General features: G+C 43.3%; 19 protein-coding genes. 15 read left to right on the top strand and 4 right to left on the bottom strand.

Annotation, left to right across the window (positions count from 1 at the left end; genetic code table 11):
- Positions 1–15: 15 nt before the first annotated feature.
- The 5 genes from MHB71_RS12315 to infC all read left to right on the top strand — a co-directional run bounded on the left by MHB71_RS12315 (position 16) and on the right by infC (position 6,036).
- The gene (locus tag MHB71_RS12315) at positions 16–1,953 is read left to right on the top strand and encodes an LTA synthase family protein (protein ID WP_340029742.1); all 1,938 of its coding nucleotides are present in this window, start codon (positions 16–18) and stop codon (positions 1,951–1,953) included.
- Between the two features lie 234 nt (positions 1,954–2,187).
- Entirely contained in the window at positions 2,188–3,195 is a 1,008-nt protein-coding gene (locus MHB71_RS12310; protein WP_339199203.1) for an LLM class flavin-dependent oxidoreductase, read from the top strand.
- 99 nt (positions 3,196–3,294) lie between these two features.
- Positions 3,295–4,047, top strand: a complete 753-nt coding sequence (locus tag MHB71_RS12305) for a metallophosphoesterase family protein (protein WP_340029740.1) — start codon at positions 3,295–3,297, stop codon at positions 4,045–4,047.
- A gap of 444 nt (positions 4,048–4,491) precedes the next feature.
- Positions 4,492–5,424, top strand: coding sequence for a manganese-dependent inorganic pyrophosphatase (locus tag MHB71_RS12300; RefSeq protein WP_076217128.1), 933 nt, complete (start codon positions 4,492–4,494; stop codon positions 5,422–5,424).
- Positions 5,425–5,544: 120 nt separating this feature from the next.
- Positions 5,545–6,036: a translation initiation factor IF-3 gene (gene infC / locus MHB71_RS12295; protein WP_047842654.1), complete on the top strand. Its 492-nt coding sequence runs from the start codon at positions 5,545–5,547 to the stop codon at positions 6,034–6,036.
- A gap of 190 nt (positions 6,037–6,226) precedes the next feature.
- Here the strand turns inward: infC and MHB71_RS12290 are convergent, their stop codons facing one another.
- Complete coding sequence (locus tag MHB71_RS12290) at positions 6,227–7,051, bottom strand: protein-glutamine gamma-glutamyltransferase (protein WP_076327827.1); 825 nt, start codon at positions 7,049–7,051, stop codon at positions 6,227–6,229.
- 210 nt (positions 7,052–7,261) lie between these two features.
- Between MHB71_RS12290 and MHB71_RS12285 the strand changes: the two genes are divergently transcribed.
- Entirely contained in the window at positions 7,262–10,009 is a 2,748-nt protein-coding gene (locus MHB71_RS12285) for a PAS domain S-box protein (protein WP_340029739.1), read from the top strand.
- Positions 10,010–10,060: 51 nt separating this feature from the next.
- On the opposite strand, the gene MHB71_RS12280 is transcribed toward MHB71_RS12285, so the two are convergent.
- Both MHB71_RS12280 and MHB71_RS12275 read right to left on the bottom strand, forming a co-directional pair.
- The gene (locus MHB71_RS12280) at positions 10,061–10,273 is read right to left on the bottom strand and encodes a hypothetical protein (RefSeq protein ID WP_017688899.1); all 213 of its coding nucleotides are present in this window, start codon (positions 10,271–10,273) and stop codon (positions 10,061–10,063) included.
- A 117-nt stretch (positions 10,274–10,390) separates the two neighbouring features.
- The gene (locus MHB71_RS12275) at positions 10,391–11,146 is read right to left on the bottom strand and encodes a hypothetical protein (protein WP_340029738.1); all 756 of its coding nucleotides are present in this window, start codon (positions 11,144–11,146) and stop codon (positions 10,391–10,393) included.
- A 606-nt stretch (positions 11,147–11,752) separates the two neighbouring features.
- Here MHB71_RS12275 and MHB71_RS12270 point away from each other — a divergent pair.
- The 4 genes from MHB71_RS12270 (at position 11,753) to MHB71_RS12255 (ending at position 17,055) form a co-directional block, all read left to right on the top strand.
- Positions 11,753–13,447 carry a M3 family oligoendopeptidase gene (locus tag MHB71_RS12270; protein WP_340029736.1) on the top strand — a complete coding sequence of 565 codons (1,695 nt, stop codon included), beginning with the start codon at positions 11,753–11,755 and terminating at the stop codon, positions 13,445–13,447.
- 245 nt (positions 13,448–13,692) lie between these two features.
- On the top strand, positions 13,693–14,844 hold the full coding sequence (locus MHB71_RS12265) for an iron-containing alcohol dehydrogenase (RefSeq protein WP_340029735.1): 1,152 nt from the start codon (positions 13,693–13,695) through the stop codon (positions 14,842–14,844).
- Positions 14,845–15,002: 158 nt separating this feature from the next.
- A complete protein-coding gene (locus MHB71_RS12260; RefSeq protein WP_340029734.1) occupies positions 15,003–15,941 on the top strand; it encodes a tyrosine-type recombinase/integrase in 939 nt (312 codons plus the stop codon).
- Between the two features lie 43 nt (positions 15,942–15,984).
- A complete protein-coding gene (locus MHB71_RS12255; protein WP_340029733.1) occupies positions 15,985–17,055 on the top strand; it encodes an ATP-grasp domain-containing protein in 1,071 nt (356 codons plus the stop codon).
- A gap of 7 nt (positions 17,056–17,062) precedes the next feature.
- Here MHB71_RS12255 and MHB71_RS12250 read toward each other — a convergent pair whose 3' ends face one another.
- Positions 17,063–19,495 (bottom strand): hypothetical protein, encoded by a 2,433-nt coding sequence (locus MHB71_RS12250; RefSeq protein WP_340029731.1) that lies wholly within the window; start codon positions 19,493–19,495, stop codon positions 17,063–17,065.
- Between the two features lie 620 nt (positions 19,496–20,115).
- Between MHB71_RS12250 and MHB71_RS12245 the strand changes: the two genes are divergently transcribed.
- The 5 genes from MHB71_RS12245 to MHB71_RS12225 all read left to right on the top strand — a co-directional run bounded on the left by MHB71_RS12245 (position 20,116) and on the right by MHB71_RS12225 (position 26,818).
- Complete coding sequence (locus tag MHB71_RS12245) at positions 20,116–21,285, top strand: glucose-1-phosphate adenylyltransferase (RefSeq protein WP_036608767.1); 1,170 nt, start codon at positions 20,116–20,118, stop codon at positions 21,283–21,285.
- A 26-nt stretch (positions 21,286–21,311) separates the two neighbouring features.
- Positions 21,312–22,415: a glucose-1-phosphate adenylyltransferase subunit GlgD gene (glgD, locus tag MHB71_RS12240; protein ID WP_340029730.1), complete on the top strand. Its 1,104-nt coding sequence runs from the start codon at positions 21,312–21,314 to the stop codon at positions 22,413–22,415.
- 336 nt (positions 22,416–22,751) lie between these two features.
- Positions 22,752–25,184: a glycogen/starch/alpha-glucan phosphorylase gene (locus MHB71_RS12235; RefSeq protein WP_340029729.1), complete on the top strand. Its 2,433-nt coding sequence runs from the start codon at positions 22,752–22,754 to the stop codon at positions 25,182–25,184.
- A 264-nt stretch (positions 25,185–25,448) separates the two neighbouring features.
- A complete protein-coding gene (locus MHB71_RS12230) occupies positions 25,449–26,318 on the top strand; it encodes an AraC family transcriptional regulator (RefSeq protein WP_340029728.1) in 870 nt (289 codons plus the stop codon).
- 41 nt (positions 26,319–26,359) lie between these two features.
- Complete coding sequence (locus tag MHB71_RS12225; RefSeq protein WP_340029727.1) at positions 26,360–26,818, top strand: VanZ family protein; 459 nt, start codon at positions 26,360–26,362, stop codon at positions 26,816–26,818.
- Positions 26,819–26,959: the final 141 nt, after the last annotated feature.

Here is a 26,959-nt window from a genome sequence, read left to right as displayed (position 1 = left end):
GGGTTGAAAGCGACCATGTATAATTCCAAAAATGAACGAACTTCATCACGGACCTTATTTGCCGTGTTATTCATTCTTATGCTGCTGAAGCTGTCACTGTTGCGGTATTTCTTTTTCCAGGGTCTGTCCGGCATCGGTCTGTTAACTGACGCATTAGGCGCACTAACCGTGGTATGCCTGCTGGATCTGATCGTGCCCAAAGGCTGGAAGCGAGCAGTATACGGAGGATTTAATGTTCTGTTTTCTCTGGTGCTGTTCGCGGCTACGCTGTATAACGTTCATTTCAGTTCGGTACCCACCTATACCGCGCTAAGTGAGCTGGGGCAAGTTGCCCAAGTACGGGGAAGTATCGGACCACTGGTACGACCGGAGCACTTTCTGTTTTTTGCAGACATCGTACTGGCATTGCCAATATGGTTGATTATGCGTAGACGTGCTGGCGGGCGTAACCACAGCAGTTACCGCGATAGCGGTTTGACGTTTGGTAGAATTCGCAGACGTTACTGGGGCAAGCTCGGCGTTGCGCTTACGGCTGCATTCTGCATCGTGCTGTCTGGCAGTTTTATTGTCAAAGGTGAAACGATTGATAACGAGTTGGTGCGAGCCGAGAATCTCGGTTTCCTGAACTACCAGGTATCGTCTGCCATTCTGACGAGCAAAGAAAATGAGGCCATTGCCAATGGCAACATTAACGAAACCATTGCCAAGATCAATGAGCTGGTTAGCCAGTATCCGTATCAGGATAAACCAAGTGACGGTACAGCCGTGAAAGCCAAATATTTTGGTCAGGCCAAAGGTAGTAACCTGATTGTACTGCAACTGGAGTCCTTTCAGAATTTCCCGATTAATGCTTCATTGGATGGTCAGGAGTTAACACCGGTACTGAATGATCTGGCCAAAGAAAGCTATTATTTCTCTCATTTTTTCCAACAGATCGGACAGGGAAACACATCAGACGCGGAGTTCATGTCGAACACGTCTATCTATCCAACCGGAGTTGTTCCCATGTCAGCAGGGTATAGTGACCGTGAACTGCCGAGTCTTCCCAAGTTATTAGGTAAAGAAGGATATGAGTCCGAGACGTATCACGTTAATGACGTCACCTTCTGGAACCGGAACAAAATGTATCCGGCACTCGGATTCACTCGTTACTTCGACAAGCCCAGCTTTGAGAATGACAGATTCAATGACTTTGGACCATCGGATGAAGAGTTGTACCGTGTAGGTGTGGAAAAAATGACTGCGCATCAGGCTGCGAATCAGCCGTTCTATGCTCAGTTCATTACGGCATCGAGCCACTCGCCGTTTACGGTTCCCGCTGATCGCGCACGGATCACGATTCCTGCGACCATTACGAACAAACTGCTTCACGATTATCTGCAAGCGATCAACTATACGGATTATGCCATCGGTCAACTCATTAATGAGTTGAAGGCGAATGGATTATGGGATAATACTACTTTAGTGCTCTACGGAGACCACTTTGGTCTGCCTGCTGACGAAGAGATTACACAGCAGATTCAGGCCAATCTGGGCGTCCCGTATGATGGTAAAGTAAGTCGTTTCAACATTCCGTTAATGATTCATACGCCGAAACAGACCAAAGGACAAGTGATTGAGCAGCCAGGCGGTCAGTTGGATATGTTGCCAACGATCATGAACCTGATGGGAGTTTCCCTTCAAGATGAGAAATTCACTGCCTTCGGACATGATCTGCTCAACATGGACCACAATGCCTTTGGTATCCGGTATTACTTGCCAACGGGTTCATTTGTCAACGATGACATTATGTTTATCCCGGGTGCGGGCTTTGACGATGGAACAGCCTATTCGCTGAAGACATACGAGCCGGTAACGGATTTGGAACCGTATCGTGCCGATTATGAACATGTGCTCAGCCTGATGAAACTGTCTGACGAGTATGTGAAGTTGTTACCAAAACGTGCACCATAAGTTATTATTTCTCCAATAGTAGTTAGTAAAAACGTCACCGGTCTAAGAACTGGTGGCGTTTTTTGCATGTTTCTTGCACAAGTGTGGTAATAAAGAGAATAACTAAAGTTTGAAACTGTAATAATTAATGTTACAATGTAATGAGCAAGAATGAAGTGAGCAAGAGCGCGTAATATACGCAGATCTCATATTCACAGCACTTATGAACCTAACAGACGAGAGGATTGAATATATATGAAGCTGAGTGTACTCGAACATGGACATATCAATGAAGGACGAAGTGTACAGGATACGTTGCAGGAAACGGTGAAACTCGCACAACATGCGGATCAATTGGGGTACTCCCGTTTCTGGATGTCGGAGCATCACGGTAGTGGTGCACTGTCATTCTCCAGTCCTGAAGTTATGATTGCACATGTGGCTGCACATACGGATCGAATTCGCGTAGGTTCCGGTGGCGTTATGCTTCCTCATTATAGTGCCTATAAGGTTGCAGAGAATTTCCGTCTGCTGGAAGCTTTGCATCCGGGACGGATTGACCTTGGGATTGGCAGAGCACCGGGCGGCATGCCGATTGCCAGCAGAGCTCTGAATGAAGGCAAATCATCGAATGTACAATTTTTCCCGCAACAGATCGCGGATCTGGGCGGATACTTCCACGAGCAGTTGCCCGAGGATCATCGGTTCGCATCCCTGGTAGCCGGACCATCGGTTCCAACGGTTCCTGAAGTATGGTTGCTGGGTTCCAGCTCCGAAGGTGCTAGAATTGCTGCAGCGCAAGGGACATCGTATGCGTTTGCCCAATTCTTCGGAACACCAGGCGGCGAAGAAGCGATGAAGCATTACCGCAGACATTTCAAGCCGTCTATCCTGAATGACAAACCACATTCAATGATCGCTGTTTCGGCATTCTGCGCGGAGACAGAGGAAGAAGCCGCTGAACTTGCGCGCAGCAATGAACTTTTCTTCTTACGCCTTGGACGAGGTCTTGAACAAAGTTCATTCCCATCTCTGGAGACGGTGAACAACTATCCATACACAGCGATGGAGATGGAACAGATTCGTCAACGTCGTTCTTTTTCCATCGTGGGAACACCGGATCAGGTGAGAGACAAAATTACCGCAATGGCTGAACGCCATGAAGCGGATGAAGTCATTATTGCGTCAGCGGTCCATTCGTTTGAAGCACGTCTGCGCTCATTCGGCTTGATTGCAGAAGCCTTTGGACTCAAGCAGGACTAATGGTGAGCAAGCGGGAATAACTACTCTAAACAGACTGGAATCTTGCTCATGCAAGGTTCCGGTTATACTCTTGCGTGATCAGGGGGAGGAGAGATTCACATGCGCAGATGTGTCATTAGTGATATTCATGGCTGTTACGATGAATTTAATGCACTGCTTAAGCTTGCAGATTATAATCCGCAGCAGGATGAATTGATTTTACTCGGTGATTATGTGGATCGCGGTCCAAGCAGCAAACAGGTCATCGAACAGATTATGCAGCTTCAGCAACAGCACCATATTATGGTGATCAAAGGCAATCACGATGCCATGATGGTCAAGGCGTTAACCCAGGATGTGGAGCAATATGATCAACACTGGATCCGTAATGGTGGATTACAGACGATGGCAAGTTATCTGGATCTGGAGCTTACTTATGATGAGCAGCAGATAGATTGGGAAGCTTATGCTGAAGCTAAAAAGTGGATACGTACACACTATGAACACCATCTTCGTTTTCTGGAACAGCTTCCGCTGGTGTACGAAATTCCGGGTTATATTTTTGTACATGCCGGGATCAACCCGGATATCGAGGATTGGAGAAGCCAGTCCGAGCGGGACTTTATCTGGATTCGTGAATCTTTCTATTCCAGACCAACGACGATTAGAGAGACGGTCGTATTTGGACACACCCCCGTGAAGCATTTGCATGATGAGACAGGCATTTGGTTTGACCCGAGCGGAGACAAAATTGGCATTGACGGTGGTTGTGCCTACGGAGCGCAATTGAACCTGCTGGAGATTAGCGAGGACGGCAGTCTACAGACCTTTTTTGTACAGCAAGGACAGAGCGCGGAAGAGCCTGAGATTTAATGTTTTCGTTGCGTATCAGAGTTTCGTATGCTAATTTATAAGGTTGTAGGATGGAATAAATAGGATACATACCATATCAGCTTGAGGGGAATGAACCAAGTTTGGCTATTTTCCAAAATGACTTGCCTGAGAATGATTTGCAATTAATTCGCTGTAAAGGGATTGGAATTAAGCCTTATTAGCGCTATAATCAGTAGGGTATGATTGAAATATGACATATATTTTCTATATAAGTTCAACTAAACTTTTTACACGAGAACGGAGAGGACAGAAAAAAGCTGGAGAAGCGGAGCGTTCGCCTTTATCACCGGATTTTCCCTTTAAAAGGGAATCAAAAAATCTGGGGATAACAGCGATCGGAAGGTTATTCTGTCATCGGAGTGGCAAGTGTAAACATTCTTTGGTTAAACTTATATAAATCAGAATTGACGGAGGGCTATGAATATGGAAAAAGCGTTAATCTTCGGTCACAAAAATCCCGACACGGATACGATCTGTTCGGCAATCGCCTATGCGGATCTCAAAACAAAATTGGGTCAGGACGTTGAAGCAGTTCGCCTCGGCGAAGTCAATGGTGAAACCCAGTTTGCACTGGATCAATTCAAAATTGCAGCACCACGTCTGATTAAAACAGCTGCAAATGAAGTAAACAAAGTTATTCTGGTTGACCACAACGAGCGTCAGCAAAGTGTAAGCGATATTGAGGAAGTGACTGTTGTTGAAGTTATCGACCATCACCGTATTGCTAACTTTGAGACAAGCGGTCCTCTGTATTTCCGTGCAGAGCCTGTAGGTTGTACAGCAACCATTTTGAATAAAATGTACAAAGAAAATGGCATCGAAGTGAGTGCACCGATTGCTGGCCTGATGCTGTCTGCGATTATCTCCGATTCCCTGTTGTTCAAATCCCCGACTTGCACAGAGCAGGACGTAGCCGCTGCACGTGAACTGGCTGCCATTGCTGGTGTAGATGCAGACACTTATGGTCTGGACATGCTGAAAGCCGGCGCGGATCTGAGCCAAAAAACAATTGCTGAACTGATTTCCCTGGATGCCAAAGAATTCGTAATGGGTCAATCCAAAGTGGAAATTGCACAGGTTAATGCCGTTGACGTGAATGATGTTCTCGTGAAGCAACCTGAGCTTGAAGCAGCTATTGAAGCGATCATTTCGAGTAAAGGTCTCGACCTGTTTGTATTTGTCGTAACAGACATTCTGAACAACGATTCCGTAGCTTTGGCATATGGTACATCCACTAAAGCAGTGGAGAAAGCCTACAATGTGACGCTGTCTGATAGCAGAGCTATCTTGAAAGGCGTAGTATCACGCAAATCACAAATTGTACCGGTTCTGACGGAAGCATTCAACACGCTGTAAATCAAACCGATTGGCGTATTTGTACGCTGATATGTATTACAAATAAGTAGCAACACTATCCTAGCCTGCTCTGATCCGTAAATGGTCAGGACAGGCTTTTGATGTAGAGGAGGAAGAATCATGATCAAAAATGAAAAGATCAAAGCAGCCGAAGTTCAGCTGACCGGCCTGAATGGTGAAGATCTGGGTGTCATGTCCACGCAGGAAGCACTTCTACTTGCAAAGCAGCATAAAGTAGATCTGGTGTGCTTGTCCTTGATGACAAGTCCACCGCCATGCAAGCTGATTGGAGCTGGAGCGGCCAAAGCAGAAGCGCAGCAGGCGAAGAAAAAAGCGAGTAAATCTCCCGATAAACGTAAAGTCAAGGAAATTCGCTTGAACCTTGCGATGGAAGATCATGACCGGGAGACGAAGCAGTCTCAGGCGGAGCGCATTCTGAAGAAGGGTGATTCGGTAAAACTCGTCATCCAGGTGCATGGAGCCAAAGAAGGAGTTGCAGGCAAGGAGTGGGCTGAGCAGCTGAGCAAATCGCTGGCTGAATTCGGTAGCAAAACGACAGGTGTTCAGGTAAGTGGTAAACAGGTTGTTGTGCAACTGGACCCGAATGCGTAAACGGCGAGGTTCGATCCTCGATGTAGCACAAAGGTAAAGCGAATGTCGATATAGTAATGATTTTTTTTTGGATGTAAAAAAGCCCAATGAGGTGGCAGGTTAACTGCTACTGTATTGGGCTTTGTTTGTCATCACTTGGATTGAGGTATTGTTCGCAATTTAATGCAAAAGCCGTTTCCATTTCAGTAGTTCAGCTACGTAAATAACGGCTACCACCAAGTCGTACATATAACTGTCCGGGTAATACAGGCGTAGAACCAGCGGCAATATTATTCTGGCTGTTTTTGGCGAATCGGGATAAATAAAAGAAGTCCGGATAGATCACCATATCCATTAAGTAGGCGGAGACTCGGCTACCTGGAACGCGGAACTGATTCAGGGTACGTATAATCTCTTCGCCACTTGCAATACCAATGCCATGACCATAATACAAGTTCTCGCGCAGCATGAACGTATTCTCTCCCTGCCACTCGGGGGTTTCCGGAGAAACATCCGGATTTTTGAAATACAGCACATCTCCTGGCAGGGCGGTTTCGCTACCGTTTTTTTCGGTTAATCGCAGGTCACTGTCATAATGCCAGTCAAAGAGTAACAGATTGCGAAACAGGGAATTAAAGGCGTCTTCGCGAATGCTTCCCAGCACTCCACCATACAGCACAATAACGGTAGCTGTTGCACATTCAAAAGCATATAAGTGTCCATTCCTCCAGATATCCCGGATGCCGTCGGCTGGGGTCACGTTTGATCTTAGCTCAAACCCACCTTCCGCATTACGATTCCAGTAGGCAGGATTACATCTGGATTTTTCAAAGGATGCAAAACTAACACCGCTTCGATCCAGTCCTTCCGCGGCTTCCACGAGAGAGCCCCTCAAGTCCCATTCAAATCGAAGATGATCCATGGATTGGTACACATACCTCGTTGGACGATTCTGGAGTTGCTGTAACCAATACCATTCAAAATCAGACCATTCCGAGCGGTTCAGCTGGACGGGTTGATTAGCAACAATGATCATGATCTATAACCTCCGTTCCTGTTCGAATATTCAACATTGTATAATCGGGAGAGCACGGGTATTGTGTAGTATATGTCGATTCATGCAGGGATTTTGCCCGATCTCGTTTATCAATCATGGCATTTGGGGTAGTACTCTATAGATGAAGTTATGTTCAGGTCGATCTATTCATACGGAATACATTCAGATTCTCATAAAGGAGGACATGTGATGTCGAAATCCATTACAGAGAGCCGATCTCTGTTCGAACAATTGTATACACACGCACCAATCGGCATTGCTGTCGCATCGCATGTAAATGGACGGTGGTTGCAGCTTAATCCTGCATTTTGCGAGATGCTTGCATACAGTGAAGATGAACTGATCGATACTTCGGTCATACATATGATCTACGAAGAAGATCTGCATATGGAGGAATTCCGCAGCAAGTTCTGGGAAATGACTCATGAAACAAGTCCGATGTACGAGACGGAGGTTCGTCTGAAACGAAAGGACGGTTCGTTATTATGGGCAACCATTAGAGCTTGCATTGTTAGGGATGAAACGAATGGTGAGCCATTGTATCTGTTGGTACAGGCTGCTGACATTACGAAACAAAAAGATGCAGAGGAAATCCTCATTGTGCAACGTAAGCAATTGGAAGAGAGCAGTCGCATCTCTCGCCTGCTGGCGGAGTCTTCACTAGACCTGATTGCAATACATGATGCCGATTCAAGTCGTACATTTAAATATGTATCGAATGCATGTAAAAGCATGTTGGGCTATGAGTTGGAAGAAGTTATAGGTAAGCCGGGAACATTTGTTATCTATCCGGAGGATGTGCCTTTGGTTGAAGCGTACGTAGAAGAGCAGCGAAAGGGTCTGGCTCCCAAACGGCTCAATTATCGCCTGTTACATAAGGATGGATCTACGGTATGGGCAGATACGATTACGCACTATGTATATGACGATTCAGGTGAATTAATGGAGATGGTCGCCGTAACCCGGGATATCACAGCCAGCCAGCAACAACAGTTAAGCATGCAGGAGTACAGATCGTTATTTGACTGTAATCCCCTAGGTGTGGCTTCTCTTGATCTGGAAGGCAATCTGCTGAAAGCCAATATGGGTCAGGAACAGTTGACAGGACACACCAAAGAGGAGCTGCTGAGTCGGCCTTTTGATCACCTCATTGATCCTATGGATCTGGAGAAGACTCGATATCATTTTGAGGAAACGGTGAAGGGCAATGCACAGAGCTACGAGATAGGTTTAATTCACAAAAATGGGCAGCGGATTGAAACAAATGTGATTAATGTTCCTATTATACTCGAGGACAAAGTTGTTGGGATCTACGGGATTACGAGTGACATTACTGAGTCCAAACGTTACGTCGAAGAAATCGAGAATCTTAGTTATGAACGGGCATTGATTTTGAATGGCATGTCTGAGGGTGTTATTGGACTGGACCTGGAAGGGAATCTGAACTTTGCCAATCCGGCCGCTGCGGAGATCATGAACTTCTGTCCAAGTGAATTGAATGGCAAACCATTAGAACAGATGATGATCCAAATGCAGAGCGAAGGCATCCCCTACCCATCCAAGGATACACCAATTCTACAGGCTGTTCGTGAGGGACGAGGTCTGCCACGTACCGAATCCGTATTCTGGAGACAGGATGGGTCCAGTTTCCTGGCGGAGTTCCAATTGAAGCCGATTATGGATCAGGGTAGAACCCGCGGAGCAGTGTTGGTTTTCCGTGATATGACATCTGTTAAGGACATCATACGTGCCAAGGAAGCAGCAGAGCATGCAGACCGGGCCAAGTCCGAGTTTCTCGCCATCATGAGTCATGAGCTTCGTACGCCATTAAACGGCATCATGGGCATGGCCCATCTGTTAATGGAAACCGAGCTGAATGATGAACAGAAAGGTTTTGCGGAAATCATGATTGATAGCGGCGAATCCCTTTTGTACATTTTGAACGAAATTTTGGATTTCAGCAAAATCGAAGCAGGCAAAATGGATCTTGAGCGAGCACCTGTAGATATTAAAGCGATGCTGGGTGGGGTGATCGAGCTGTTTGCACTGAAGGCATCAGAGAAAAATATTGAACTCTATTGTGAAGTGTCGGATCATATTCCTGAACGCATTCGAGGGGATGAGACACGAATCCGGCAGATTTTGATTAATCTGGTGGGTAACGCCGTTAAATTCACAGAGCAGGGCCGTATAATGGTGAGCGTAGGTACTGATTACTCAGATGAGCATGGTCAGGATAACCTGATGTTGACCTTTAAAGTGAGAGATACGGGGATTGGCATTCCAATAGAAAAGCAGCATCAGTTGTTCCAATCCTTCTCACAGCTTGATCCGGCTATCAATCGTAAGTTTGGCGGGACAGGTCTGGGCCTTGCGATCAGCAAAAAACTGGTAGAATTAATGGGCGGAGCGATTGGTGTACAGAGTGAGATCGGTGAGGGGGCAGAATTTCAGTTCACTCTCGTAGTGGAGCGGTGGTTAGAGGAGAGTAATGACCCAATCGAAATCACAACGAATGATGAACTGCAATTGGATCGAGCGAGTCTTGCCCATGACATCAAAATTTTGATTGCTGAGGATCAAGCGGTCAACAGTCATCTGTTGGAGGAGATGCTGCGCAAGTTTGGCGGAGTCTGTGATATCGTTGAGAATGGTGCACAGGCCGTCGACTCATTGAACAAGGTTCAATATGACCTGGTATTTATGGATATTCAAATGCCAGTTATGGATGGGATTGAAGCGACCTGCCACATCAGACAGAGCCACCCAGACATACCGGTTATTGCAGCGATTACAGCTTTTGCAGGCGCGGGTGATCGTGAGGAGTGTCTGAAATGCGGGATGCAGGACTTTATCAGCAAACCGTTTCATTCCACGGAGATTAGCCGCGTACTGAATACATGGGTTCCATATATTCGCTCTCAAAGGGTAACGTAAATGACAAAATAACCTGCGCCTTGAAATTCAAGGTACAGGTTATTTTGTCATTTACGACCAGCCTCCGATTAACCCGGAGAGGGTTACACATTCGTCATCTTCCAAATCTGCAATCAGAGTGAGTTCTTCGTTGTCTTGTGGATCAACGGAGAATAATTCACGGCGTCCGTCCTCATGCACAATAATGACTAACTGATGGCCGCCCTTTGTATCAAACTGGTACTTAACTCCGATACCAGGTAGTGGGCATTCGCGGATATTCATGAAACCTGTCACCTCTTTAGCTTTGCTTAATAAAAAATTAACCGTTCACACAGTACGGATGTATTCTACTATCCATAACACCGTTTGGCAAGTCACAAATAAAATTGGTGTGAAGAATTAATTTTTTTCACGATGTGATCTTGTACTATGGCGCTGTCTGGCCCGTCTGCGACGAACAAAAAACCAAATGAGCAGAGCAACGATTAATAATAGACCAATGACTGCAATGATGATGATGTTCCGGATATTAGGAACCTGTACAGTCAGATCCAGTTTATTCATCTGGAGTGGTGAAACGTGCCAAATGAGCGTTTTCCCGCCATCCTCCACCTGATCCGCATTGGAATCGGCTGCCTTGATGGGCAAAGACAACTTGAAGTCAAAGTTAACATCTTTTAACAAGAGGTTTTTAAGAAAGCTAGGCACCTTGTTAATTTGATTTTTGATCTCACCATCGGGCATGGACTCCATGAGGTCGGCTTCTGCTGTAATGTGCATCTTGGAAGTGAAGAAGCCGGGGGAAGTTGTTTGTTCAACCTTGATCCCTTGTGGTAACTTGGACGTATCAAAGCTGGTTTTATTACTTTTTTCATAATGGGTGGTCGCTGTGAGCTGCTTCTGATCTCCCTGTTCCGAAACCTCTGCCTGGAAGTTATTTCGATTCAATGCATCTGCGATCAGAGGCATGAGATTGTCTTGTCCAATTTTTCCAAGAGCGGAGTTCTTTACGTTGAGATTGAGATCCAGATCCGTTGATCCATCCATATTTACCGTTAGATGGGCTTCTCCATCAGCACAGGCGGTCAAAACAGATAACATAAGGGCTAATAAAACAGTAAGAAATAGCTGACGTAAGGGAATGCGAGTTGACATGTCTTTCAACCTTTCTGCGTAAAAATCCAAATTCCATTTCATAGAAGTATAGTATACACCGTAAGCATGGCGGATGAAACTTTGCACCGTGCAGCGAGGTACGTATGATTTAGTGTGATCGGGGAAATAATCCATTTATTAAAATTAAAGATTTCGTATTTTTGTCAATGTTCGGTCAATTCAAACGGCGATTCACCGTGTACACTAGTAGTAGTGTGATGAATATACGGAAGCAGGGAGGTTACATTCATGACATATATCATTATTATGGCCGTTATTATGGTCGTGGGCATGGTCGGAATGGGCTGGTTCTATCAGATTATGGATAAAGACCAAAGCTAGTATTGTTTAAATGTGAAAAGAAGAGAGACAACCTATAAGCTGGCTTCGCTAACGCGAGGCGGGCTTATTTGTGTGGGGAAAAATTTTGAGGCACTGACCTTACATAAGTAAGTAATATTTGTAACCATTCATGTTGCACAATTTGACCGATGGACAAATATTTTTCGTAATTATGGGATTTTTTAGCTGCTCTTTTGTATAATAGGGGGTAGTTTAACTCGGGATACTCCCGAAATTCTGCCAAACAGGAAAGGGTGTACATAAATGAAATTTAGTGAGTATACGTATACACGTCCGAATCTGGAACACATCAAGACATCTTTCCGTGAGCTGTTGAGCGGTTTTGAAGCTGCGGCAACGGTTGAAGAACAGAGTGGGTTCATGGATCAGATTAACGCGCTGCGCAGTGATTTTGAGACACAAGCCCAATTGGTCTACATTCGTCATTCCATTGATACCAATGATGAGTTTTACAAGGCGGAGAACGAATTTCTGGATGAGAATGCACCAATTGTGCAGGAATATATCACGGATTTTTACCGTGCATTGGTTAACTCCAAATTCCGCAACGAGTTGGAACAAAAATGGGGTTCACAGCTGTTCCAACTGGCGGATCTTTCACTGAAAACATTCAGCCCGGAAATTATTGAAGAGCTCCAGAAGGAGAACAAACTTTCCACAGAATACAATCAGTTGATCGCATCGGCCAAAATTCCGTTCGAAGGTGAAGAGCGCACGTTGCCACAGCTTCATCCATTTGAACTGTCCACGGATCGCTCCATGCGGGAGCGTGCTTCGGAAGCCAGATACACTTTCATGGCTGAACATGAAGCTGAATTTGATCGCATTTACGACGAACTGGTTAAAGTACGTACACAGATCGCGAAGAAACTGGGATATCCAAGCTATGTGGAACTTGGCTATGATCGTATGAACCGTACGGATTACAACGCCGAGATGGTTGCCAACTTCCGTGCACAAGTCCGTGATTATATCGTGCCTGTGGCGACCAAGCTCAGAGAGCGTCAGCGTAATCGGATTGATGTGGAGACGCTATATTATTACGATCAGGGCTTCAGCTTCAAGACGGGTAACCCGACACCTAAGGGTGACGCGGACTGGATTATCGATAATGGTAAAAAAATGTACGCTGAATTATCACCAGAGACGGATGCATTTTTCCAGATGATGACCGAAAACGAGCTTATGGATCTGGTAAGCAAAAAAGGTAAACAGGGCGGCGGATATTGTACGTTCCTGAACGATTACAAAGTGCCGTTTATCTTCTCCAACTTCAACGGTACCTCCGGTGATATTGATGTATTGACACATGAAGCAGGTCATGCTTTCCAGGTGTATGAGAGCCGTGATTTTGCAGTGCCTGAATACAACTGGCCGACATATGAATCGGCTGAGATCCATTCCATGAGTATGGAGTTCTTCACATGGCCGTGGATGCAGTTGTTCTTCAAGGAAGATACGGACAAGTACAAGTTTGATCACCTGTCTTCCGGTCTGTTGTTCATTCCGTATGGTGTAGCTGTGGATGAATTCCAGCATTTTGTGTATGCGAACCCGGATGCAACTCCAACGGAGCGCAAGCAGGCTTGGCGCAACATTGAGAAGACCTATCTGCCACACATCAATTACAAAGATAATGCGTATCTGGAGCAGGGTGGTTTCTGGCATAAGCAAGGTCACATTTTCTCATCGCCATTCTATTACATTGACTACACGTTAGCACAAATCTGTGCATTCCAGTTCTGGAAACGCAGCAATGAGGACATGAAGTCCGCATGGGCCGACTATCTGACATTGTGTAAAGCGGGAGGAAGCCTGTCCTTCACTGGATTGGTTGAACTGGCTGGATTGAACTCTCCATTCGAGGATGGCTGTATATCCTCCGTAATTGGTGAGATTGAGGCATGGCTTGACGGCGTGAACGATAAGGCGCTGTAAGCCTTCGTAAGGATGCTTTTAGTGTAAGTACCTTCGGTAAGGTATAAGTAGTGGATAAAGCTTTAAGATAGATAAGTAAGACGGCTTGGAGACCTGCGGGTGTCTGAGTCGTCTTTTTCATTGCAGGTAAAAATCAACCTCAGTGTAACATTTATCGGACTAATTGTGATTTATTTCACTATATCTGAAAACGGATTCAGTTACAATGTAGATAGTAAATCAGGGGTTACAGGAGGCTGGTTCAAATGGCAACACATGCATATTATGTTCCGCCCGTGAACTTGATGGGTAGAGGATGTTTACAAGAAGCAGGCCAGATGATAGAACAGATGGGTATCCGCAAAGCGCTGGTTGTAAGTGATCGTCAATTGATTACTTCAGGTGTTGCTGAACAGGTACTGTCTATATTAAGAAAATCAGGGTTAGACTATGTCGTATATGATGAGGTTCAGCCTAATCCAACATGTCAGAATGTACATGATGGACTACAAGTATTCCAGGATCATGGCTGTGACGCCATTATATCGATAGGCGGAGGTTCACCGCAGGATGCTGCCAAAGGCATTGGCATTGTAGCTACGAACGGTGGGCATATCCGTGAATATGAAGGATTTCATCAATCGAAACATAAGTCCGTGCCACTTGTGGCTGTTAACACAACGGCTGGCACATCGAGCGAGGTGACAATTAACTACGTGATTACAGATGAGGAACGTAAAGTAAAGATGGTGATGGTGGACCGCAACAGTCTGGTCTCCCTGTCGATTAATGATCCGGAGCTGATGCTCAGCAAACCTGCAAGTCTCACAGCGGCCACAGGAATGGATGCGTTGACACATGCCGTAGAAGCCATGGTTACACCGGGTGGATTTACAGTGACAAGTGCGACAGCTGCAGCAGCTGTTGAACTGATCTTTGAATATTTGCCTAGAGCCGTGAGAGACGGCAGTGATCTGGAAGCGCGGGAACATATGACGTATGCGTGTTTCCTTGGCGGGATTGCTTTTAATAATGCGGGCTTGGGTTATGTCCATGCGATGGCGCATCAACTGGGTGGCGTATATGATCTGCCGCATGGTGTCTGTAACGCAATGTTACTCCCTTATGTGGAAGAGTTGAACGCCAAGCATGTACCCGGCAAATTCCGTCATATTGCTAAGGCAATTGGTATGGATGTGAAGGGTAGAAGTGATGAGGAGTGTTCGGATTACGTCATTGAGGCCATACGTCAGCTATCGAAGGAAGTAGGTATTCCTGAGAAACTGTCTGAATTGGGTGTAAAAGATCCCGATGTGGAACTGCTTGCTGATAACGCGATGAAAGATGCCTGTGCACCAGGCAATCCCTATCAACCGTCCAAGGATGAAGTGATGGAGCTGTTCCGCAAAATTATATAAGTGAGAACGTATCGAGTCGGAGGGAATCCGGCTCTTTTTTGTTTTTCAAATCTCGGATATTGTATCTATGCCTTTGGGCATCTTCACAAATGGAGTTCAATGCGTAATAATGTAGGTCGGGCCATTGGCAACATATGACATCGACATCAGGAGGCAGCATGAGACTTAGTACAAGTAACCTAAACAGCTATATTAAGCAATATAAGACTTATTTAAGCGTAGAGCGTAATCTATCCCTTAAATCCATTAAAGCCTATCTGTCTGATCTCAACAGACTTGTAGAATGGCTTAACACTAAACATATTCATGATGTAACCAGAGAAAATCTAAGAATGTATCTGGAACAATTAAACAGTGAGCATACACTTAAAGACTCGACCATTAAAAGAAAGTACATATGCTTTAAAGCATTTTTTAGTTATTTGGTTCAAAATGGTGATATAGTCGAGTCCCCAATTATTGGTTTCGGGAAAAAATTCAAAACGGCAAGGCGTATACCAAAGACACTCTCTGTAAGTGAGGTTGAAAAGTTATTAAATGCACCACAAGAGCACATGAAACAATTACACACGAGTTTTAGAAGAAGAATTAACCTTCGCAACGATGCTATTATTGAACTGCTCTATGTTATTGGAATTCGTATTGGAGAACTGGTGAATATTGATATGGAGCACATCGATCTCGAAGAGAAAACCGTGTTGATTTTTGGAAAAGGCCGTAAGGAGCGATTGCTCTACATTTCAAGTAGCGAAGTCATCCATAAAATTAAAACATGGTTGCATGCCCGCGAACATTTCGACCCCCAATCTGATGCTCTGTTCCTTAACAAATATGGTGATCGACTCTCCATTTACTCCATTGAGGATATTTACTCTAAATACAGGGACTTATCTAAAGTTAGCAAAAAATCAACACCTCATTACCTCAGACATAGCTTTGCTACACATCTGCTGAACAACGGTGCAGATTTACGATCAGTCCAGGAAATTCTTGGACATACTAATGTGAGCACCACGCAAATATACACAGAAGTGTCTGTTGAACGGAAGAAGGATGTGCTTTCACGGTTTAATCCGAGGAATAATCTAAAAGTGTAGAGAAAAACCTCCAAATAACTATAAATTATTTGGAGGTCTTGTGATGAATGACATTGAGAATTTGATAATAAATTTAAGATCAGTAGCCGCTCAGTTAAAATTGAAGTACCATATTTCTTTACTAAGCAATACACGTTCTAATACGAGAGAATTAAACAATTCCCTTATAAACTATTCCACTAACAATGAATTTTTCAATGATAAAGAATTTGATGAAGTATTTGAAGGTATTAAAGACGCTGATTTCTTCGTCGAAACTTTTTTTAACGAAATCGAGTTTATACTGGAAGTTCTCAAACAATCTTATTTTAAAAACAAAAGGTTTGTATATAATCTATCCAGAAACGGTCAGCACATTGGGAAGAAATCTTTAATTCCATCTTTTTGCGATCTTATGTCTATTCCTTATTCAGGCTCAGATGCACTTGTAATATCATTTAGTAGAGCAAAATATATTTATACAAAATACTTAGAGGTTCATAATGTTAAAGTCCCTGATAGCTGGGTTTACGACCCTTCAAATGGATGGTTAGCTGAAAATAAGCCCAAATTAGATACAAAGATTATAATTAAACCTATGCACGAGTCTGCTAGCATAGGCTTATCAGAGACATCGATCAAATTGTTTGATTCTAGTACAGAGTTAGAAATCATAAATGATAGTAAAGAGAAAAATTCCCCTATCTTAGTTCAACAATTCATTGAAGGGTATGAGTGTGAAGTTCCCTTACTCATTTCTAGTAGACCTTATGCTTTAAATCCAATAGGTATTTCAATAAATGGTGAAAATCATCTTAAACAGAGCATTCTAACCTCCGACTGCTCTTTCAATGATGATTATAATTTCTACTCCCTAGATAAGGAGTTATCAGGCTCAGTGATTGAAAAAGTAAGAGAAACAGCGATTGACATCGCTCAACTTGTGGGGCTAAGAAGTTATGGGAGAGTAGATTTTAGAATTGATAACCAGGGCGATGCTTACTTAATGGATATAGCTGCTTCGCCCTATACAACCAAACATAGCTCTTTTGCTTATGCTTATAACCAATTAGGTTTAGAGTATCATGATATATATAGTTCTATAATTGGATTATCCTCTAAAACGGATTATTGATACCTTGCTATAATGATGAGAACTGTAGATCAGAAAACAGAAATAATCTGCAATGAAAAGAACTAGACTCATCTCTAGGATTTGAGTTGTCGTATACCCATTGGTCAAGTTCAGCAGGTTCGAGTATCAATTTATTCTTAATCAATTTGCTCAAGGCTGCCAGCCTGTTTTTTATTTTTTTTTCATTTTTAGTATGAAAATTGGGGATATTATCTTTAAATTTATCGAGTAATTTTTCCGCGTCAGACCAATCGTATTGAAGTATATTTTTAGCTAATTCTAAATTGATTAAATGATAGTCATAGAAACTATCAGTACTGTTAACAAGAATTTTATTTTTCAGAGTGTGTACAGTTGCATCGTATTCTTGATAATTTCTATTTATCAAATATAAATTTGCAAGATTAATTAACATCACAGCGTCCTTTTCGGTTGGAGTATTTTGGATTTTTTCTCTAAAATTCATTATACTCTCTTCGAAAAATTGTTCGCTTATTGTTTCTTTACTTCTGAAAACAGATAAAAAGTTAGCTAAAAATAAATTGTTATAAATTTTTTCTATCGAAGGGAATTTAATGTAATCATGTTCTTCAATAAGACGTAAGCATCCTTCCATATGTGATGAAGCTTTTTCGAATTGGTTAAGAACAATTAAAATCCCTCCAAGGTTGCACAGGGCAAAGTAGTATTGCAAGTAGTCATCGGTTTTTTTAAAATATGCAACACTATCTGACATAGGTCCGATGGAAACTTCTGCAGAATTAAATAAGAAACTTTTTCTGTCCAAGACTCTACCAAGATATTCGAAAAATGGTCGGTTATTTTGTTTACTTATAAAGTTCTGTAATTTGTCCGCAATTTGTTTACCTCTATTAAATTGACCGAGTTTATTCGTATAAGTTGAGAAGAGAGCAAAGTTACATTGAGCCCAGTGTTCTGCTTCTTCTTGCCCAATGTCGTCTAAAACTAAACACAGAGCTTCAGTATCTCGTTCTATTCTAGCTGTGTCCAAATCTAACATTAGTGAGACTAGAAGCTTCATTCTTAATACCTCAGAACGAAATAATAGTGAATGTGCCGTTGATATTTGATTCAACTTTTGATAGGATTCCTTATAGTTTTGAGACAAATAATAATCACATGCCTTAGATAAGTGATCAAAATCAGTTTTCAGATAATTAGATCTGGTATTATTCTTAATGTAATAATTAAGCGTCTCTTTGATTTGAATTTGATGCTCTTCATTAGCTGAGATTTCCATGTTTCTACAGTATGCTAAAGCAAATAATCCAAATACTTCTTTAGTTTCTTGTCCTTCTTCATCTGCTAACGAGAGATGTAGTGCCCGCGAGAAATAGTTTTCGGGTTTATTTTTTTTTAAGTACTTTGTGTACTGTAAGTGAAATCTTGCTTGAGTGCCTGTGACTTTCTTATAAAAAAAGTCTCTAATTATACTATTAGAAAAAGTGAATTTAAGTCCTTTCTTTAAGAATAAATGAGTATAGGACTCATACAACAGATCATCAACGTCATTATTTTCATTGCAAAGATACCTGATCTCATTAGTGTTAAATTCACCATCAATAATGGATGAAGCTTTAAGAACATTCTGGGCATCAGCTTCTCTAGAACCAAATATTTTTAGACGATGTTGAAGTATACTATTTAAATCTACTGCTGCTTCTTTATTGATTTTTAATATTCCATCGGTATACAAAGCTTCTATAACTATTCTAATAAAATCAATATTAGCTCCACTTAAAGACATGATTGTTTCGATTTGATCTTTGGTTAGTCCCAAATTATACCCAAGTAGTTTAACAATTTCTTCTATTTCATCAGAAATAGGAAGCAATAGTTTCAAGTTTTTCACCGAATTAAGAAGTGTTCTAGCATTTAAATTCAACACTTTTGAACTGTCATCTTCGTTTGTAATAATGAGTAATTTAACCTTTTTATGATCTAAAATTTTTTTGTGATTGATGATAGCCTTTATCAGAGTCTTAGAAGATTCATCCCAGAACTCAAAGCTATCTGCAATAATTAAAATATTACTTTCAGTTGATTTTCTTAGCATTTTTATAAAAAAATCGATTTTAGTGTCAAATATCTCTTTTCTTCGAGAAGTGCTACTCAGACCAATGCTAAAAATTTTAAATACACTGAATCCTAGATTCAAACTTTTACCTGTAATTTCTGTTTTGGGAGAATGAACACTCTCGGCTTGAATAATCGTTGAATATGCGCTTACATCTCCGCTTTTACCTTCAATATAATAGCCTTTCCAGTCTTCATAATTATTAATTTCTTCTAAATAATCTTCTACTAAGTATGTTTTACCACTCCCAGTTGATCCACTCAAATATACTATATTGAACTGATCCCCATTAAATGTATCTTTAATTTTATCTTTTATTGTTGCTTGTTTTACAGATAACATAACAACCTCCAAATAATTTATAGTTATTAGTATGTAATTTTCTGATAGATTGCTTTGGCAATTCTGATCATAACTTCTATACCACATCTATCTATTCGACACATTTCTATATATTCCTCTAAAAATTTACAAATTTATTGCCGTTTTCTGATTCGTAAGACCTGCATTTTTGATTTTATAGGTTTATGGGTCTAGTAGTGTCACACTTTTACCATGAATTTTCCAAAAGGATTTTGCTTCTCTATTATCGAATACAATATGAATAACAGCGGCAAGAGAAAGGGTAATCTTACCCGCAACTTGATGTCGATGTTTTCCATTAAGATTCCCCAGTCCGTTTCGTGTTTAATGTTAAATAGGAGTAGTCTATTTCATTTTCACGAGCTACACCTTAAGTTCTGCATCTAACTTTCACCTCTGTAAGACAGTCAAGCAATTCTACACCAGCATCATCTCTATTTCAGGCTTTACAATCCAAGAAGTTCAACTGCAACAAAGATTCACCGGTTACACATCTGTACAGCAAGCTCCTAATCAAGACAACAGTGTCCACACAACAGAATATCGATTATGGGCTCTGAAATGAATCAGAACGAATGCACGTGGAGGAGGCTGTAATGATGGCGAAAAAAGAAGTTGTAGCGATGCTACTTGCCGGAGGGCAAGGTAAGAGGTTAAAAGGCTTGACCAAATCACTGGCTAAGCCGGCTGTATATTTTGGCGGCACGTACCGAATCATTGATTTTCCGCTGAGTAACTGCTCTAATTCTGGTATTGATACAGTGGGTGTATTGACCCAATATGAACCACTTGTCTTACATTCCTATATTGGCATTGGCAGTGACTGGGATCTGGATCGGAAAAACGGCGGGGTATATGTACTTCCTCCACATGAACGTGAAGACGGTAGCAACTGGTACCGGGGTACAGCGGATGCGATCTTCCGGAACCTGAACTTTATTGAACAATTCGATCCTGAGCATGTGCTCATTCTGTCAGGGGATCATATCTATAAGATGGACTACGAAAAAATGCTCCAGTATCACAAAGAAAAAGATGCGGATTGCACCATATCGGTCATTGATGTCTCATTGGAAGAAGCCAGCCGGTTCGGAGTGCTGAACACCAACGATGACTATAGCATCTATGAATTTGAAGAAAAACCTCCTGAGCCCAAGAGCACACTGGCTTCCATGGGTATCTATCTCTTCAAGTGGGATGTACTGAAACGTTTCCTGATCCAGGATGAACAACAGGCATCCACCTCCTATGATTTTGGTAAAGATATTATTCCTTTATTGCTTGAAAATGAAAAATCCTTATATGCGTATCCATTTGAAGGTTATTGGAAAGACGTTGGTACCATTCGCAGTCTGTGGGAATCCAATATGGACCTTTTGGACGAAGACACACCGTTTAATCTGAATGATCCGGACTGGCGTATTTTCACACGTAATCCAAACCAACCTGCACAATACATCTCACCTTCGGGCAAGGTGCGGAATTGTATTATTAGTGAAGGTACTGTAGTGCATGGTGAGGTCAATCATTCTGTTCTGTTCTATGGAATTGAAGTTGGTGAGAACAGTGCGGTCATTGATTCGGTGATCATGCCAAGAGTGAAAATCGGGCAAAATGTGCGCATTTACCGAGCTATTATCGCAGAAGGATTGGTTATTCCGGATGGAACACAGATTTCGCCTGCACCGGAAGATGAGAGTGATATATTGCTCGTGGATCAGGAAGAACTGGAACGTCAGCTTCGCCAAGGAATAACTAGCAAGGCCTAATTGAAGTCAAAAGGACGGTGCATGCGATGAAACAATTGATCGGAGTTATTAACCTTGACCATGAACTTGAAGAATTGAAGGAATTGACTTATTTTCGCTGCGGAGCCGCGGTGCCTTATGCCGGGCGTTACCGTCTGATCGATTTTGTTCTATCCAATATGATGAATGCAGGAATTGAGAGTATTGGTGTATTTGTACGGCGAAAATATCGCTCGTTGATGGACCATCTTGGTGACGGTAAACCTTGGGATTTGGATCGCAAGCATGGGGGCATGTTTATTTTGCCACCAGACTGGAACGATCCAACAGATACATCACAAGGGGACTTGCAGCATTTCCATAACAATTTGGACTTTTTCCACAGAGGGGCAGGACAATATGTTGTGCATGCGGGCAGTCGTCATGTGACCAAAGCAGACCTCCAGGATGTCTACAGGTATCACATCAGTAAAGGAGCGGACGTTACACTGGTCTGCAAAAAGGTAGATCAGTTGCTGCCTGAACATGACGCCTGTGTCAAAGTTGACCATGACGGGGACGGTAACGTGGTGGACATTCACCAAAGCGCTAATCAACCGAATATATATACAGAAATTTTCATCATGGAAAAAGAATTGTTCTTGCGCCAGGTGCAACGCTGCATTGATCATGGCGAGAGCCATTTCTTCCGGGATGTGATTCAAAAAAATCCGGATGGATTGAATATCGCTGCGTATGCATATGATGGCTATCACGCAGTCATCAATTCCATTGACAGTTATTATCGCAACAGTATGGATCTGCTGAACACAGGGCAATATGAACAACTGTTCAAGGAAGATCCGATCCAGACCAAAATTAAATACGAAGCACCTGCCAAATACCTGGATACCGCCGATGTTAAACATTCACTTCTCGCCAATGGCTGCATTGTTGGTGGAGAGGTGGAGGACAGCATTCTGTTCCGTGGTGTACAGGTGGCGAAGGGTGCCAAAATAAAAGGTTCCATCATCATGCAGAAATGTTACATTGGTGAGGGAACGGTACTTGAGAATGTCATTCTCGATAAAGACGTGAAGCTGACCGGAGGACAGACGCTGATCGGCGACCCGTCGAATCCATACATTTTAGCGAAAAGTACTATTATCTAATGTCCCCACGTAACCGATATCTTCTATAAATATATATAAAATAAAAATCCTGTAGGATGGATTTAAGGTTCATACACTTTCGACGCATGAATTGCATCTTCGAAAGTTCTCACCAGCATGCAAACGTAGTGGAGGGGACGAAATCGATTCTGAAGAAGCGAAGCGCTCGCCTTTATCACTGTATTTTAACATCTAATTAATAAATTCAAGAAAATACAGGGGTAACAGCGATCATAAGAACGATTCGTAACCGTAACGGCCACTTTGCACAATGTTGAGCAATTGAGTATATGAACCGCCACCATCCTGCAGGATTTCCCCGGGAGGAACCTACTTTTGTTTGACAACAAGGAAACGTTCAAGAGTATATTTACACGGAATCTGGTCAGCAAATTGGGCAAACCGATTGAAGAAGCAACACAGGAAGACGTGTACCATGTACTGGGAAGCATGATTCGTGAATATGCAGGCCAGGATTGGGCAGCGTCGAATCAGGGGTTCAAGCAGCGCCAGGATAAACAGGTCTATTACTTCTCGCTGGAATTCCTGATTGGACGTCTGCTCGGCAACAATCTGTTGAATGTGAATGAATTGGAATTGGTGCGTGACAGTTTAGCTGAGCTGGGCTTCTCCTTGGAGGAGATAGAAGAACAGGAGGCGGATGCAGGACTCGGTAATGGAGGTCTGGGACGACTCGCTGCCTGTTTCCTGGATTCACTCGCATCACTACGATATGCAGGACATGGTTGCGGGATTCGATATAAATACGGGTTGTTTGAGCAAAAAATCATCAATGGTAATCAGGTAGAGTTACCCGACAATTGGCTGGATAAGGGCAATGAATGGGAAGTCCGCCGTCCAGACAAAAAGGTGGAAGTACAGTTCTGGGGCCGAGTAGAAGCTCATGAGCAGGATGGAGAATATCAGTTTGTTACAAAAGATGCCGAATCGGTTGTCGCCATACCCTATGACGTGCCTGTCATCGGTTATGGTCAAACCCATGTGAATACATTGCGTCTATGGAGTGCCGAGCCAAAGCGCGAGACTTCACTCGACACCCCTTCGAACTACTACGGTTATCTGGATTATAGCCGATCGGTTGAATCAATCTCGGAATTCCTGTATCCGGATGATTCCCAGTACGAAGGAAAGCTGCTGCGATTGAAGCAGCAATACTTCATGTGCTCAGCAGGTGTACAGAGCGCCTTGCGTACGTTCAACAAGCTGGAGCTACCGTATGATCGTTTGCCTGATAAAGTGGCCTTCCACATTAATGACACGCATCCAACCTTGGTTATACCAGAACTGATGCGCATCCTGATTGATGTGAAGGGGTACGGCTGGGATGAAGCATGGGATATCACAACCCGTACTGTATCGTATACCAATCATACAACGCTTAGTGAGGCTCTTGAGAAGTGGCCTGTATCCATGATCAGCAGGCTACTGCCACGAATCTACATGATCATTGAAGAGATCAACAAACGTTTCTGTGGCATGCTGCTGGACCGGTATCCGGGAGATCAGGATCGCATAGGGCATTTGGCGATTGTTGCAAACGATCAGGTACGGATGGCACATCTGGCGATTGTAGGCAGTCATAGCGTGAATGGTGTTGCTGCTCTGCACACCGAGATTTTGAAAGAGCGCGAGATGGCTCCGTTCTATGAACTGTATCCAGAGCGTTTTAATAACAAAACGAATGGTATCACTCACCGCCGCTGGTTGATGCATGCCAATCCGAAACTGTCGGATCTCATCACGGATACAATCGGTAACGAATGGATAACAGAGCCGGGCAAGCTGGACCAGTTGGCTGGTTTTGCGGATAATACATCATTCCAGGAGCAGTTCCGTTCAATTAAGCGGGATAACAAAGAGCGGCTTGCTGCGTATATTCTGGATCATACCGGGACAGCAGTGAATCCGGATTCCATCTTTGATGTACAGGTGAAGAGACTACACGGGTACAAACGTCAACTGTTGAACATTCTGCATGTTATGCATCTGTATAACCGGCTTAAGAATGATGCTTCGTTTGATATGGTACCACGTACATTCATCTTTGGTGCCAAGGCAGCGCCGAGTTATTATTTTGCCAAGAAAATTATCAAGTTGATCAACAACGTGGCTGACACGGTGAATCGGGATGCGGCCGTGAATGACCGCTTGAAGGTATTTTTCCTCGAAAATTATTCCGTCTCTCTTGCAGAGAAGATCATCCCCGCTGCGGATGTTAGTGAACAGATCTCAACCGCAGGTAAGGAAGCTTCCGGTACGGGCAACATGAAATTTATGATGAACGGGGCTTTAACGATTGGCACGATGGATGGAGCCAACGTGGAGATGGCGGAGCAGGTTGGGGAAGAAAATATGTTCATTTATGGTCTGCGTGCAGACGAAGTACTTGAGTATTATCGTTCCGGCAGCTATCGTCCAAATGAGATTGTGCAGCACGATGAACGCATTCGCGAGGTCGTGGAGCAACTGGTGCATCCAGGTGCATTCTGTTATCGTGACGGGGAGTTCTGGGATATTTATGACTCCTTGCTGGCCCATGGTGACGAATACTTTGTATTGCGTGATTTTGCTGCTTATGCCGACGCGCATGCTGCGATTGACCAGGCGTATCGGGATATTCCGGGCTGGACTCGGAAAGCGATATTAAACACGTCACATTCCGGCATATTCTCCAGTGATCGTACCATTAGTGAGTATGCGACAGATATCTGGGGTATTCATCCCGTGTCCGGGAACTGGAAAGGTTAAGCATAGATTGTTAAACAAACAAGTCCCCTTGTTCACAAGAGCTATCTCTGTTGGTAAATCAACCAGCGTAGAGAGCATCTCCTTGTAGAACAAGGGGTTTTTGGCATACAGTGTATCATAGTGTCATTCAACTTGAAGAGAATCGGAACTCGCGTATCTTTCGTCATACAAGTTCGCACACAAAATCAAAAAAAAGATCTGGATCTCAGTCATACTACATAAGAAATCGTTTGATATTTTGAATTAGATAGGGGAGCCGTCACTATGGATCATTACACACGAATTCAGCTTGCTATTGAGTATTTGGAGCAGCATTTGCAAGATGATTTTAATATCAGAGAGACGTCCGCTGCTGCGAGCTTTTCGGCGTTTCATTTTCAGCGTTTATTTCAGGCGATCACGGGATTCACGGTACTGGAGTACGTGCGCAGACGCAGATTAACGGAAGCTGTAGGGATGCTGCGGGGCACATCGGAAGGCATACTGGACATTGCGATGAGCTTTGGCTATCAATCTCAAGAGGCATTTACCCGTGCATTTTCAGCCTACTTTGGAATGACACCGGCGAAGCTGCGTAAGGTGGAAGTGGATCAGTTGTCTCTTCTGAAGATGCAACAGAGCATTGATTTTAACGATTATCGAACTCGGCTTGATGGAACTTTCCATATGAACACACCCCGTCTGGTCACACGGGAACCGAACTGGATTGTCGGCTATGAATATAAGACCAACCTGAATGACAATCAGCATTATGCTGAAATACCCGGATTTTATCACGATTTTGGCATGGAACAGAAATTCATGGCGATCCCGGAGAGGACACGCCCTGATATGGCTTATGGTGTGGCCTGTCATTTTGAAGAGGATGGAGCATTTTCTTTTATTGTGGGTGAAGAAAGCAGTGGAGCATCACAGGTACTTGAACCCGGTTTTGCTTCGATTGAAATTCCAGGTGGCTTGTATGCAGAATTCACCGTGGAAGGCTCAGGGCAGGATATTCGGAAAATGATCTATGGCAGCTGGCTGCCGCAGTCGAACTATGAGCGGAGGGAAGGGCCTGACTTTGAAGTGACGGATGTCTGGAAATCGACCCCTGAACAACTGGACATGAAGATCTATATCCCGTTAAAATAGACCTTACCGCTTCGCGGAATTCAAGGTCGGAGGACGGATGGATGAGCGAAAAGTCGTGGCTCCACTCCAAGTGGATGCTGACCATTGTTGCTTGCATGGCAGCGCTCTATATACTGATTATGGGCATTTTACTGTTTGTCAGTGGACGAACACCTAGCATGTATTATCAATATAATCTCGTACCCTTCGAGACGATTCGTCCACTTCTTATGGAGAGGGAGAGGTACAATACAGATACCTGGGTCAAAAACCTGTTTGGCAATATCGTATTGTTCATTCCACTAGGCATCTGGATCCCATGGTTGTTTCGAAGGTGCCGTACGTTCCTGACCTTTACATCTACAGTTGTTTTGCTTCTGCTGGGTGTTGAGGTCACACAATTGATTACACGTGTAGGTTCGTTTGATGTGGATGATATCATTCTGAACACGATCGGTGCCTGGATAGGTTACACCGGATTTAAGTTAGTCTTATGTTCACAAAAAAGGACTCGGAATTGAACCGCAGATCGCGGTCCATGACCGGGTCTTTTTGCATAAGATACCTTTCAAATGTTTACAAGGGAATCATTTCGGATAAAACATATTAACGGCTTATTTATATCGTGAGTAGAGATTATATATTGAACAATGATGAGAGCG

This window comes from Paenibacillus sp. FSL H7-0940 (genome assembly GCF_037979415.1).
Lineage (GTDB): Bacteria > Bacillota > Bacilli > Paenibacillales > Paenibacillaceae > Paenibacillus > Paenibacillus amylolyticus.
The sequence above is the reverse complement of the archived record's forward strand: the minus strand, read 5'-3'. Positions and strand labels throughout refer to the sequence as shown.

Coding starts and splice junctions, on each gene's coding strand:
- MHB71_RS12315 (WP_340029742.1), top strand. CDS start 16: ATGTATAATTCCAAAAATGAACGAACTTCATCACGGACCTTATTTGCC.
- MHB71_RS12310 (WP_339199203.1), top strand. CDS start 2,188: ATGAAGCTGAGTGTACTCGAACATGGACATATCAATGAAGGACGAAGT.
- MHB71_RS12305 (WP_340029740.1), top strand. CDS start 3,295: ATGCGCAGATGTGTCATTAGTGATATTCATGGCTGTTACGATGAATTT.
- MHB71_RS12300 (WP_076217128.1), top strand. CDS start 4,492: ATGGAAAAAGCGTTAATCTTCGGTCACAAAAATCCCGACACGGATACG.
- infC (WP_047842654.1), top strand. CDS start 5,545: ATGATCAAAAATGAAAAGATCAAAGCAGCCGAAGTTCAGCTGACCGGC.
- MHB71_RS12290 (WP_076327827.1), bottom strand. CDS start 7,051: ATGATCATTGTTGCTAATCAACCCGTCCAGCTGAACCGCTCGGAATGG.
- MHB71_RS12285 (WP_340029739.1), top strand. CDS start 7,262: ATGTCGAAATCCATTACAGAGAGCCGATCTCTGTTCGAACAATTGTAT.
- MHB71_RS12280 (WP_017688899.1), bottom strand. CDS start 10,273: ATGAATATCCGCGAATGCCCACTACCTGGTATCGGAGTTAAGTACCAG.
- MHB71_RS12275 (WP_340029738.1), bottom strand. CDS start 11,146: ATGTCAACTCGCATTCCCTTACGTCAGCTATTTCTTACTGTTTTATTA.
- MHB71_RS12270 (WP_340029736.1), top strand. CDS start 11,753: ATGAAATTTAGTGAGTATACGTATACACGTCCGAATCTGGAACACATC.
- MHB71_RS12265 (WP_340029735.1), top strand. CDS start 13,693: ATGGCAACACATGCATATTATGTTCCGCCCGTGAACTTGATGGGTAGA.
- MHB71_RS12260 (WP_340029734.1), top strand. CDS start 15,003: ATGAGACTTAGTACAAGTAACCTAAACAGCTATATTAAGCAATATAAG.
- MHB71_RS12255 (WP_340029733.1), top strand. CDS start 15,985: ATGAATGACATTGAGAATTTGATAATAAATTTAAGATCAGTAGCCGCT.
- MHB71_RS12250 (WP_340029731.1), bottom strand. CDS start 19,495: ATGTTATCTGTAAAACAAGCAACAATAAAAGATAAAATTAAAGATACA.
- MHB71_RS12245 (WP_036608767.1), top strand. CDS start 20,116: ATGGCGAAAAAAGAAGTTGTAGCGATGCTACTTGCCGGAGGGCAAGGT.
- glgD (WP_340029730.1), top strand. CDS start 21,312: ATGAAACAATTGATCGGAGTTATTAACCTTGACCATGAACTTGAAGAA.
- MHB71_RS12230 (WP_340029728.1), top strand. CDS start 25,449: ATGGATCATTACACACGAATTCAGCTTGCTATTGAGTATTTGGAGCAG.
- MHB71_RS12225 (WP_340029727.1), top strand. CDS start 26,360: ATGAGCGAAAAGTCGTGGCTCCACTCCAAGTGGATGCTGACCATTGTT.